14 protein-coding genes are annotated in these 12228 nt (G+C 41.0%); 4 read left to right on the top strand and 10 right to left on the bottom strand.

Annotated elements, in window-relative coordinates:
* From AC1DPZ_RS14280 to AC1DPZ_RS14265, 4 genes are all read right to left on the bottom strand, one after another.
* Window positions 1–228: MutS N-terminal domain-containing protein (locus tag AC1DPZ_RS14280; protein ID WP_477404447.1), on the bottom strand; the 228-nt coding region annotated here is incomplete at its 3' end.
* 228 nt (window positions 229–456) lie between these two features.
* Window positions 457–4119, bottom strand: a complete 3663-nt coding sequence (locus AC1DPZ_RS14275) for a CheR family methyltransferase (protein ID WP_477404445.1) — start codon at window positions 4117–4119, stop codon at window positions 457–459.
* 228 nt (window positions 4120–4347) lie between these two features.
* The gene (locus tag AC1DPZ_RS14270; RefSeq protein WP_477404443.1) at window positions 4348–4776 is read right to left on the bottom strand and encodes a VOC family protein; all 429 of its coding nucleotides are present in this window, start codon (window positions 4774–4776) and stop codon (window positions 4348–4350) included.
* Window positions 4777–4927: 151 nt separating this feature from the next.
* Entirely contained in the window at window positions 4928–5485 is a 558-nt protein-coding gene (locus AC1DPZ_RS14265) for a sugar O-acetyltransferase (protein WP_477404441.1), read from the bottom strand.
* A gap of 261 nt (window positions 5486–5746) precedes the next feature.
* On the opposite strand from AC1DPZ_RS14265, the gene AC1DPZ_RS14260 reads away from it, so the two are divergent.
* Complete coding sequence (locus AC1DPZ_RS14260; RefSeq protein WP_477404439.1) at window positions 5747–6517, top strand: oxygenase MpaB family protein; 771 nt, start codon at window positions 5747–5749, stop codon at window positions 6515–6517.
* A gap of 129 nt (window positions 6518–6646) precedes the next feature.
* Here the strand turns inward: AC1DPZ_RS14260 and AC1DPZ_RS14255 are convergent, their stop codons facing one another.
* Window positions 6647–7582, bottom strand: a complete 936-nt coding sequence (locus AC1DPZ_RS14255; RefSeq protein WP_477404437.1) for a cation diffusion facilitator family transporter — start codon at window positions 7580–7582, stop codon at window positions 6647–6649.
* Window positions 7583–7796: 214 nt separating this feature from the next.
* On the opposite strand from AC1DPZ_RS14255, the gene AC1DPZ_RS14250 reads away from it, so the two are divergent.
* The gene (locus AC1DPZ_RS14250; protein WP_477404435.1) at window positions 7797–8207 is read left to right on the top strand and encodes a hypothetical protein; all 411 of its coding nucleotides are present in this window, start codon (window positions 7797–7799) and stop codon (window positions 8205–8207) included.
* A 103-nt stretch (window positions 8208–8310) separates the two neighbouring features.
* Here the strand turns inward: AC1DPZ_RS14250 and AC1DPZ_RS14245 are convergent, their stop codons facing one another.
* On the bottom strand, window positions 8311–8880 hold the full coding sequence (locus AC1DPZ_RS14245; protein ID WP_477404433.1) for a hypothetical protein: 570 nt from the start codon (window positions 8878–8880) through the stop codon (window positions 8311–8313).
* A 186-nt stretch (window positions 8881–9066) separates the two neighbouring features.
* On the opposite strand from AC1DPZ_RS14245, the gene ppnP reads away from it, so the two are divergent.
* Entirely contained in the window at window positions 9067–9354 is a 288-nt protein-coding gene (gene ppnP / locus AC1DPZ_RS14240) for a pyrimidine/purine nucleoside phosphorylase (protein ID WP_477404431.1), read from the top strand.
* Between the two features lie 130 nt (window positions 9355–9484).
* Window positions 9485–9814, top strand: a complete 330-nt coding sequence (locus tag AC1DPZ_RS14235) for a YbjQ family protein (RefSeq protein ID WP_477404429.1) — start codon at window positions 9485–9487, stop codon at window positions 9812–9814.
* Between the two features lie 165 nt (window positions 9815–9979).
* Here AC1DPZ_RS14235 and AC1DPZ_RS14230 read toward each other — a convergent pair whose 3' ends face one another.
* From AC1DPZ_RS14230 to AC1DPZ_RS14215, 4 genes are all read right to left on the bottom strand, one after another.
* Complete coding sequence (locus tag AC1DPZ_RS14230; RefSeq protein ID WP_477404427.1) at window positions 9980–10177, bottom strand: hypothetical protein; 198 nt, start codon at window positions 10175–10177, stop codon at window positions 9980–9982.
* A gap of 45 nt (window positions 10178–10222) precedes the next feature.
* Window positions 10223–10717, bottom strand: a complete 495-nt coding sequence (locus AC1DPZ_RS14225) for a hypothetical protein (RefSeq protein WP_477404425.1) — start codon at window positions 10715–10717, stop codon at window positions 10223–10225.
* A gap of 154 nt (window positions 10718–10871) precedes the next feature.
* Window positions 10872–11060, bottom strand: a complete 189-nt coding sequence (locus AC1DPZ_RS14220) for a hypothetical protein (protein WP_477404423.1) — start codon at window positions 11058–11060, stop codon at window positions 10872–10874.
* A 363-nt stretch (window positions 11061–11423) separates the two neighbouring features.
* The gene (locus AC1DPZ_RS14215) at window positions 11424–12020 is read right to left on the bottom strand and encodes a GIN domain-containing protein (RefSeq protein ID WP_477404421.1); all 597 of its coding nucleotides are present in this window, start codon (window positions 12018–12020) and stop codon (window positions 11424–11426) included.
* Between the last annotated feature and the right edge of the window lie 208 nt (window positions 12021–12228).

The raw sequence follows: 12228 nt of genomic DNA, 5'->3' as shown, positions 1-12228 counted from the left end.
GGTATCCAACGAATGATGCGGGAAGCCTGCCAGCTCAATATGCGTACCTACGCCATTACCACGACGGGTAAGTACAATGCCCAGTATACCGGCGGCCTTAATGGCATCTTCGCCAAATGTTTCGTAAAAATCACCCACGCGGAACAGCAGCAAAGCACCGGGGTACTTCACCTTTATGGCGTTATATTGCTGCATTAAGGGGGTTTCTTTGGTAGTATCTTTAGCCAAGCGGTTTACTCCTTTTGTTAATCGGGTAAAGTTAATGCATTGGCTGCGGTTTTAGGGCATTGTGGAAAAGTTGGGTTGATGTGGATATCGGTTTCGGGGAGCGGGTTGGGGGGAAGTCTCCGGCTTACTCAGCTGAAAGCAAAAATCATACAATCTACGAGCTACAAGCTCGCAGAAGTTCAAACACCATAAATAATAATTAAAAATCCGGTATCAGTTAACACCCAATCAACCTGGTATTACAAACCAAAATGTTGAGCCTTTACCTTCTTCGCTTTCAACATTAATATAGCCTTCGTGCCGCCTTATGATCTCGGATGAAATAAATAGTCCCAATCCTAATCCCGCATACTTTTGAGAATTTTCATCAACCCGGTAAAAGCGATCGAAAAGTAACGGTATCTTATCTGTTGGAATGCCAATACCAAAATCGGTAATGGCTATTTTGATCCCCTCGTTCAACTTTTCAGTTTTAATGATCACTTTATTGCTTTTTGGAGAATATTTTATAGCATTCGAGATCAGGTTGATTAAAACCTGCTCCAAACGATTCCTATCAGCATAGATCTGCAAACGGGTGTCACCCTCTAATATAATCTGATGGGTTGGCGAATTATGTTGTAATTCGTCCATACATTCAGCTATTAAGTCCTCCAGGATAAAATCGGATTTTCTTAATTCCAGTTTTCCCGATTGGATCTTGGTAACATCCAGTAAATCTTTAATCAATTCGGTAAGTTTATCAACCTGTTTATTAGCTTTTTGCACAAAAGTATGTAAGGGTTTCGCCTCGCCCATTGGCTGGGTTATACGCTCAATAATTTGAAGCATAGCCTTCAGGCTGGTAATGGGTGTTTTTAATTCATGACTGGCTATGCTAATAAATTCATCCTTTTTACCCAACAATTCCATGGTAGCTTCGTCAATAAGTTTTYGAGCTGTTATATCCAGTAAGGTTCCAATAAAACGAATGGAGATGCCCTGGTTGTCAAAATAGGCACGGCCTTTTGCTTTAAGCCATTTAATTTTTTCATGGATAGGGATAGTCCTGAACTCAATATCAAACTCTTCGGAATGCCGCTCACGAAGTGTTTCGTTTATGCTATTCTCCACACGAACAAGATCATCAGGGTGGATCCTTTCTAAAAACGCAGCTACATCAACGCGGGCTGTTGGCGATAAACCAAATATTTCCCTGCAACGTTTATCCCAAATCAACTCTTTTGTTTGAGGGGCATAATCCCAGGTACCCAGGCCTGCCGAGTCAACCGCAAATTTTAGCCGTTCTTTGCTTTCGTTTAACAAGCGTTCAACTTCAGCCAGTCCCTGTTCAATTTTTCTTTTATCAGTAATATCTTCAATTGAAAGCAAAATAAGCTGTTCGCCATTTACATTGTCAATTTGCCTGGCATTAAGGCACATGAAACGTTTTCCTATTGCAGAGAACACTTGTTCTACTTCAAAATCCTCCAGTTCTTTTTTTTGGGGAAGTATATTTTCAAGCAACTCTTTAAGTTCGGGTATATCCCACTGCCCCTCCCCAAGCTCATACAGGTAATAACCTTCTGTTTGTTTTTCTTCGAGTTTAAATTTTTGGTAAAAACCAGTTGTAGCACGTTTTACGCGCAGGTCGCTGTCTAAAATAAGTAACGGATCGCGAATGGTTTTTACAATACCTTCTGTGTACAGGCGGGCATTGTTTAACTGATCGTTCCTATCCAGCAATTCCTTATTTACAATCATGATTTCCTCATTGGTGCTTTGCAGTTCTTCCCTGGAGGTTTCCAGCTCCTCGTTCAGGCTTTGCAGTTCTTCGCTTCCGGATAGCAACTCTTCATTAGCGCTTTGTAATTCTTCATTAGCTGTTTCCTGTTCCTCGGTAATGGTACGCATATCGGTACGGGCCTGTACCAGTTCTTTTTCCAGTTGGTCAATACGCAAATCGCTTTCATCATAGCTTACACTGGTACGTGCGGGATTTACCTCATCCGGAACATGTTGTACACCTGTTGATGATGCATTTTGGAAAATAACAAGGTAATRAGGTTCAACGGTATCTTTAAGCGGAATAGCATGTAAATTAACAAAATACTGCAAGCCGTTCACTTTAAAAAACACAGCGAATTTGCGGGCCGGCAGGTTAGTTTGTTTTGCTGTATGCAAAATGTTCCGCAACTCAAATGATAAGTCTTCCCGGGCCATTTTGAGCAGGTTAAAACTGGGTTTACCCATGGGCGGAATAAGCCAGGTTTCGGTAGCCCCCCTAAACTGGATGATATCAAATTTTTCGTTTACCAAAACAGAGGCCGGCATAAAGCTGGCAAGCATGGCTTCATCGGCTATTTTAAAAACATCCTTATTAGTGCTCTCCTTTTGAATATTTTTATCTATCTCCCTAAAATTTTGCTCGCGGCCAGGTGAATTTACTGCCATAAACCGACCAACCGGCCCTTTCCTGATATATATTTTCTCGGCACTATTGAGTACCTTAAAAATATCGGTATTGGTTCCAATGGTTTCTGATTTCCCCAGTACCAGGTACCCATCCTCATTTAATGCATAATGAAAAGTGGCCAATGCTTTTTTTTGCAAAACGGGCTCCAGGTAAATCATCACATTGCGGCAGCTCACCAGGTCGATCTTTGAAAATGGCGGATCTTTAAGCACGTTATGATGCGCAAATACACACATATCCCTGATGGTTTTACTTACCTGGTAAGTGCCATCCTGTTTAACAAAAAATTGTTGCAGCCGGGATGAAGAAATACCTTCCATTTCGGTTCGCCGGTAAATGCCTGTGCGGGCTTTTGCAATGGCAGTTTCAGAAATATCCGTGGCAAATACCTGTATCTTCATGGCGGCGGCTTTGTCGCCAAGCTGCTCCTGCAAACATATAGCCATTGAATAAGCTTCTTCGCCTGTTGCGCATCCGGCCACCCAGATCCTTAATGCATCAGTAGCCGTTTTTCTTTTAATTAGTGCCGGGAATATCTCAGTGCACAAAACTTCAAAACTTTGTGTATCCCTGAAAAAATTGGTAACCGAGATGAGCATATCATTATATAAAGCATCCTGCTCGCTTTTGCTTTCGCGCAGGAAAACAAGATAATTAGCCGGCTGTTCAATTTTATTTAATGCCATTCGCCTTATAATGCGGCGTTTTAAGGTGCTTTGCTTATAATAAGTAAAATCTACCCCGCGCCGAACACGCAGTACCGTAAGTATTTGTTTAAATGTTTCGTTATCCTGCTCAGGTATTGTATCCGCAATTTCGCGGCTGGAGTAGTCTGTTTGAAAAGGATGATTGATGGCTATCAATCGCTCGGCGATCTTTTGTGGCGGCAAAACAAAATCAACAACACCGGCTTTAACCGCACTGTTTGGCATGCTGTCAAATGCGGCCGAACCCTCATCCTGGGCAAACGTTAAACCACCGTATGATTTAATAACCTGCAAGCCAAGTGTGCCATCATTTAAAGCGCCGGATAACACAATGCCTACAGCATAACTTTGATGTACTACCGCTAACGACGAAAAGAAAAGATCAATTGTATTACCTTTTTTAYGTTTATTATCTATAGGCGCCAGCTTAAGTACGCCATCTGTTGCTGTTACTATTTTGTTTTCGGGGATAATATAAAGATTATCTTGCTCCAGGTGAATGTTATCTGTGATCTGCTGAACGGGAAAAGGCGTTACTTTTTGTAATATCTCGGGTAAAATACTTTCATGACTGGGGCTTAAATGCTGGATAAAAACATAAGCCATGCCCGATTTAGCCGGCAGGGCCTTTAAAAAGGCTTTTACCGCATCTAATCCACCGGCCGAGGCCCCTATGCCAACTACCGGAAACTGTAACGATGAAGTACTTTCCTTACTCACTTTTTTCATTAATACTGTATAACTAAATCTGCTTTATGAAGCTGCAAAAAGCCCTGAATTATTCGCAGGTTAATTATACAACTATTTTGGCTAAAAGTACATCAATAACACTGTAGTAAAAACATTAATCCGGCACAAATTGTTTTGCCATTGGTTTGGGTGATCTTCATACTTTTACCCGGTTATTGGGGAATCCGGATAGAAAAAACCTCTTAGTAAGATCTCCTGCAATAACACTTACCCCTCCCCTGCCGGCCAGTGAAAACAAAGCAGATACCCGTCGGGATCTTTAACATCCAGCGCTTTCCAGTTGTATTTAGTAATAACCGGTTTATTAACATTGATGCCTTTTTTTTGCAAATGAGCATACAAAGCGTCGGTATCGGGGCAGCCAAAATAAAATGAAGTATCTGTGTGCGCGGCGACACGTATAATGTCGGGAGTATCTGGTCTGCCCGGTTTTTCATAAGCTGTATTCAGCATAAATTCAATATCATTCAGCTTAAGCAGCACCCAGTCTACATCATCACCCTCGCCCGATGATGTTATTATTTTAAAACCGAGTATATCCCGGTAAAACCGGATAGATGCGGGCATATCAAATACCTGGATAAGCGGGGCCATACCGCTGATAGTGAAGGTAGGAATGTGGCTTTGACTACTCATTTGCTTTAATTAAAATTCCTGGAACGAAAGTTTTAAAAATTACCGGCACGTACCCAAAGCTACTGTTTGCACGCATCTTTATAATAAAAGAAATGGCAATCGTTTTTAAGTACCGATAGGGGTCCGGAAGATGTATACACACAAACAACCCCTACAATTCCCTTGTTACCCGGCACGGGTTCCCAACCGCCACCACATTGGCCGGGATGTTTTTGGTTACAACGCTGCCTGCTCCAATGGTGGTATTATGGCCAATGGTAACACCGGGACATACAATTACACCACCGCCCAACCATACATTATTGCCAATAGTGATGGGCGCAGCATATTCGGGGCCTTTTATGCGTTCGGCGGCTACTACGGGATGGTAGGCGGTGTAAAGCTGCACATTGGGTGCCATAAAAACATTGTCGCCCAGGGTTACACGGGCGCAATCCAGTATAATGCAATTAAAATTGAGGAACAGGTTATCGCCAGCGAAAATATTAAAACCATAATCGCAATAAAATGGCGATTGGATGTCGACAGCGTTTGTGAAACCACCCAACAGTTGCTTTAAAATAGCGCGTTTGGTTTCTTTATCATCATAGCCGGCGGCGTTATATTGCATAAACAGTTTGCGGGCCCTTGAGCGGCCGGCAACTAATTCAGCATCCCCGGCATCATAAAGTTCGCCGGAAATCATTTTTTCAAGTTCGGATTTTTGCATTTCGGTTTTATATGGATTAAATATATGATTTATGGACCAACCGCATCGACAGCATAAATTTTTGTTTGTGAAAGGTTTCTAATTTCACCCCTATTCCCTTTTTACCCTGACCCCGGTTACAGCAACACTTACCATTTGCAATTTCAAAATACTTTCATTTACTTTGCAATACAAAGTACTTTTGTTCGTATATTTAATAAAGCATATTTATTTAGAAAACACGGTTAGCAGTTGCGTACCGCAAATCATTAACATTAAAACATGACGTATTTTGTAAATGAGGATTCGATAGTAAGAAAGATCTGGGGTAAGGCCGATACCATCCTGTTTATTTTTGCGGGAGCTGCCGCCGAGTTTGCCCTAAACAAAGCTGTAGACTGGCTTTATTTTACCGGCCGGCTGCCTGCCGATCCGCTGGCGCGGCTATTCTCTACGGTTGCTTATTCCAGGCAGATCATTTTCTCGCAACAGGAGGTGGCTTTACAAGCTATCGACAGGATCAACGCCATTCACAAAGGAGTGGAAGCCAGTCGCGGGGCGCAAATACCCGACTGGGCTTACCGCGATGTATTGTTTTTGCTCATCGATCTCTCCATCCGCTCCTACGAACTGCTGGAACGCAAGCTTACCGAAACCGAGAAAATTGAAGCGTTTGATGTTTTTAACCGCGTTGGCCTGCGCATGCAGCTTACCGGTTTACCTGCCAGTTATGCCGCATACCAGCTTATGCGTAGCGAGCACCTGCAGCAAAACCTGGTAAGCGGTAAACTCACGCTCGATCTGTATCGTCAATACAAAAAGCACCTTGGGCCGGCACGTTACCAGGTATTAAAACAGGCGCAGTTGCTGGTTGTACCGCCATTGGTGCGCAAACATCTGAGCTTAGGTAAAATACCGTGGCTGCTGGCTGTTGTTTGGGCTTACCAATTTTTAAAACTGCTAAAAGTAGAAACCTTTTTACGCAACGCCCTGCTGCCTGCAGCGTACAAGGCGCAGATTATTGCTATGGATAGCCAGTTTATATCCAAATGAAACCAATATCGATTGCTTTTGGTACAATTGATAACCACCATGACATTGAGTCGCAAAGCAATCGCATGCTATTAACCAGCTCTTCGCAGTCGGTTATCTTTCGTGCCCCGCAATTGCACATCTATTAGCCTAAATATACGTCTGCACATCAGGATCTACTTTATCCATATAAATTTCGGGCTGGATGATTAAAAAATGCACCAGGCTATATTCATCCTTCACTAAATTCCTGATGCGGTCGATAGCCTCGTTGATACCCGCAGTATCGAGCTCTTTTTTAAAGGCGATAATCAGCATCAACACAATTTCGTTTGGAGATTGATAGGTTGACAGGATATGCATCAGTTTTAATACATCTGCATCTTGTTCCACAATCTCTGTAATTCTTTTTTTAGTATTGGCGCCTATGCCCTCGCCCATGAGCAGGCTGCGGCTTTCGCGGGCTAATATTAGCGATACGCAGATGAGCAATATCCCTACCAGCAACGATGCCAGGCCATCGAGATAATCAATATGATAAGTATGACCCAGGTACATGCAAATTGCAACAATAAATAAGCCTATTACCGCGGCGCTGTCTTCAAACAAAACTAAAAATGTTGATGGGTCTTTACTTTTGGTGATGGCCCGCCACCAGGTATTGTCTCCCCGTAATTTATTAAACTCTTTTGCCGCTATTACTAATGATGAGCCCTCAAATAGTACAGATATGCCCAAAACAACATAATTCCACGTTGGGTTGCCAGGTATATCCGGGTGAATAATATGGTAGATACCCTGGAAAATGGAAACACCACCGCCAAGGCCAAATATTAATATAGAAACAATGAACGAATAGAAATAAAGTTCTTTACCATATCCAAACGGATGCGTGGCATCTGGTTTTTTCCGACTTTGTCTCAATCCGAAAAGTAATAGCACCTGATTGGCTGTATCAACAACCGAGTGTACGCCTTCGGCTATCATAGCGGCGCTGTTGCTAAAAAAACCCGCTATAAATTTTGTTAAGGCAATAAGCAAATTTGCCACCAGCGCACTGTAAATAGACTTGTTTGATGATGCCATACAAAGCCATAATACTTTTAAACTATAAATTGTTTGGATAGCCTAATGATAAGCAAAAAACCAACCCGTAAGTAAATTACCCAGCCTCCTTTTTTATGTTTTTCATAACAATCTATAATTGCATAACTACAATCTTTTCAATCAATTAAAACAATTTTGGTTGTCGATAATTATATTAAAAGTTAATTTTCTCGCCGTTTAAAGAAAAATTACCATGAAAAATTTAATAATAACAGCCGCAGCTTTAGCATTATCATTTGCTGGCCCGGCAGTATTTGCCGTTAACCATAAAGCAGGCGGCGAACTTAAAAACAACCAGCTAAGCATCAAAAAAACAAATATGGTTACTGATACGATACCCGGTAAAAAGAAGAAAAAACCAAAAACGCCAGCACCAACTCCTGCACCAGTGCCTACGCCAACACCTGTGCCAGATCCAAGTCCAACACCAACACCTGTACCAAATCCGAGTCCGATACCTGCACCTGTGCCAGATCCAAGTCCGACACCTACACCAGTGCCAAATCCGAATCCGACGCCTACACCGAACCCAAGTCCGACACCAACACCTACGCCAAATCCGAGTCCGCCCCCTACGCCAACACCCACGCGGCCTGGTGTATAATTTGCCGGTTATAAAATTTCTATATAAAGAAAAGCCCTTCTGTTATAAATACAGAAGGGCTTTCAAATTTTAAAATGTTATTGTCTTATCCGGAATAAAGCTATTAATCGTTATTTCCGAGCGTATAAGGCAGATTAGTGAAACTGCCTAACAAGATCTGTGAAATTTCTATAGATACATAATTACCATCGCTATCATAATTAACCTTTTTAGCGGTAAAGGCATAAGTTCCTGTTATAACTTTTTTGGCGGTATCAATGGCAGTTATGGTAGCCGACCCCGAACCTGGTTCAACTGTACCTGTTTGGGTGTATAAGTAATCGCCTGCCGCATTTTTCTGCAGCGTGTAATAAGTCATGCTTACATTACTGGTACCATCTACTTTATAAGTAGCTAAAGGAAAACTATTGGTATTTGTACTGTTTGATACGTTCATACTAAAGGTTACACGTTTTGAATTGGCTGTACCGGTTACAAAAAAGGTTTTTACTTTTGTAGCGTCATTAAAGCTGATGCGGGCGGTTACCGTATCGGGGTACCATTCAACACCATTAATATTTGCAGCAAGGATTTTATCAGAGGTAGTAGAAGCGGTAGTAACAACGTCTTTTTTACAGCTTTGGAAGTATGTAGCCGATATAAGTAACAGAACAATAAGTTGAATTTTCCTCATATATAAATTTTATGCAAAACATTCGCTTTGCAGATTTTATGCAAATAACGCTCTTTGCAGATTAATAATTACAACCAAAGTTAACTTTTTCACATATTTTAACATTCGGCAATTTGAGGCTTGTTAATTTGTGGTCGATATTTATAAAACAAATGGTTTTATTTAAGGATATTAGTCGCTTAAATTATGAGTATGATTAACGTAAACGAATATTTTGAAGGAGCGGTAAAATCGCTGGCCTATACCAGTGCCGAAGGTCGTAGTACCATTGGGGTAATTGAAAAAGGCGAGTATGAATTTGGCACATCAAGTCATGAAACCATGATTGTTATTGAAGGCCAGCTGGATGCTTTATTACCCGGCGAAGAAGATTGGCAATCCTATACCGGCGGCCAATCATTTGAGGTTGAAGCCAATACCTCATTTAAGGTAAAAACCCATGTGCAAAGCTCTTATCTTTGTAAATACAGGTAGTAATAGTAAAACAGATCATCCCGAACTTATCTTGGGATACCGCATTCAAAGTATACAACAGCCCCGGGGACTTAAATATTATCGTAACATTTAACCTTACAAACACTCTAATCACTAATAATATAAAACAATGGACACTTCACTTATTACTACCAGTACCGGTTTAGATGGTTATCGTATAATTAAACACCTGGGCGTTGTGCGCGGTATTACCGTACGCAGTCGCAGCGCATTGGGTAATATTGCGGGTGGCTTTCAGTCGCTTTTTGGTGGAAGGCTTTCAATTTATGTTGAGCTTTGCGAAAACGCCCGCGAAGAAGCTTACCAGCTTTTAATACAACACGCGCAGGCAATTGGTGCAAACGCCATCATCAATATGCGTTATGATGCCAACGAAGTGATGCAAGGCATTACCGAAGTGCTGGCCTACGGTACCGCTATTGTGGTAGAGAAAATTTAAATTCCAGGACAAGAATCAAGACCAAGACGTAAGATACAAGACGCCTGGCCCTCATATCTTACGTCTTGACTCTTATTTCAATCACCACAATCGGTGCAGTTAAAAAAAATACCCGGCTGTTTGGCCAGGTATTTTAGAGAATAACCAGTTTATTTAACTGCTGTATTAATTAAAATAAGATAAGGGAATAGTTTTCCACAGGCCATGTGCCAGGTGGCCTATCAATAGCTCATAAATAAGGTAAACCGGCCAAATGAGGTAATGGATAAGTAATAAAAGTATCGAATGGTTATAATACCAACTGATCATGAGGGTATATAGGCCTAATACAAGATATAAAATACTGGTGTCCCTGGTTTTCATATTGAATTTTTCTGCTGATTTTTTTTGAACTAAATTAAACAATTATCAGTTACAATTTTCCATGTTGTAAAGCACACTAAATCCGGCGGCGCTATTGGTTTGTTGCCGCCCGGTTTTGGTATCGTATTTATAAGGTTTTTGAGCAAGAGCGTTCCCCCTTAACCGAAACTCAACCTTCATGGTATCCTTTATGCCCTCCTGGTTAAAAGTCCAGGTRGCTTTAATGATGTTATTATTAATGTTACCTGTTATTATCCCCTTTTTTGCATCCTTGTCTTTAGGCAGCCAGCTCATTTCGCCGGTAACTTTGTCGCCGTTTATGAGCATGTTTACCTTTGTGGTATCCTGGGTCTGGGTGCCATCGGTATAGAAAAAACAGTATCGCATATTAACCACAGGAGCACTTTTGGCATTGGTGGGTTCAGCGTGTTTTTGTGAAGATTTAGCATTGGTGGAATCGACACTGCCGGGATTGCTACCGCCTGCCGCGCAGGATGCCATAAAAGCTAAGTCCAGCAACAAATATAAATTGATCTTCATAATTTTTAATTGTCGGTGTTTTCAAGTACGACAATCAGAATTCAAAAAGGTTCAAAGGTATATTGGGTATTTATTTAAGGGAGAGATATACAATGATTTATGTAGTGTAAACATTCATTTTGTTACACTACATAATATTGTAAAGGGGGACGGATTATGCTTTCTTTTCGGGGGGAGTAGATACAATTTCGCCAAATTCATTAACGTAAGCCATCATGCTTTCCAGGTCGCTGCCGCCACCATTTTGCTGACGCTCCTGTTTGCGCTGTTCTTTATCTTCTTTCTTTTTTTGACGATTTTTTTCGAGTTGCTTCTTCATGAATGTTGCCTGCGATTTAGCCATGTTTGTTAAAATTTAGTTAAACAATGTGTATTTCCCTGGTTACACCTATATCAATCTGATCAACGGAACTAATGTTCGGTATCTGAAATTACATGAAAAGGATATCATCAATTTAATTTCCGGGCAGCAACGGTATCAGCGGGGATAAAAATGAACCCTGATCAATAAGAATTGATTAGTGGGTGGCTATAAGGAAATAGCTATAAATTTCCGTTTGTTTTGCAAATATACGAAAATTTTGCACATTAAGATTGCCGGCTGTATTGGCGTTGCCATTTTAAATACAGATCCACCTCAAACCAAAAACAGCCACCCGTTTGGGTAGCTGCTTAATATTTTATGGTAGATTGCTTTTGAGTGATGTTATATACCTGCATACTCGCCCAGTTTAGCTTTTTCGCCTGTTAATTTTTCTGTAGCGTTAGTGGTAACTAAATAGGTCCTGTTCACGCTTGATGATATGTTGTGTACCAGGCTATATTCCTGTACATTACCGCTAAGGTCGGCTTTTGAACGATCATTCATAGTAACACGGGCACTGTAGGCATCCAGTTTAAGATCGGCAGAAGCGTTATTGTACAATTTTACATCAAGCTCAATGGCAGATAAGTTTCCGAATGATTTTACTTCGGCGTTATCATAAGCGGTGATTGCTGAAAGCTGCTGTGCGGTAACCCAAACTACCAGTTTTTCGGTTTTGTATGATGAGATCCTCAAAACACCTTTTTGTGATTGAACCAATGCGCTTTCGGCATAGTACTGGTTGTAAACCTTTACCTGGTCGGCAGCGCCGGTTGAAACGTAAACCTGCACATTGCCATAAACTTCTATTTTGTTGATGTTGCTGATGTCGGTTAAAACAATTGCTTTAGTATTATTATCTACTGTTGCGTAAGTTGAATTTGTGATGCCAAGTACTGAAACTATTACAGTGAAGATGGCGATGAAKTTAGTTTTCATGATATTAATATTTTGATTGTCAGTTGATTATTTATTTATATTTTTAAATACACCAATATGACGATCTCAATTAAAAAACGTTACAGCGCTATGGAGGGTAATAGTTGTATGCCGGTTTTTTGTCGGTAAGCAGTATATTTTACCCGGTGAAATGACGATAAAATTTAGTGTAAAGGTGCGGATAATGTGGCTCGGGGTACGGGTATTG

The sequence above is a fragment of the Mucilaginibacter sp. P4_G9 genome, from assembly GCF_056400985.1.
The sequence above is the reverse complement of the archived record's forward strand: the minus strand, read 5'-3'. Positions and strand labels throughout refer to the sequence as shown.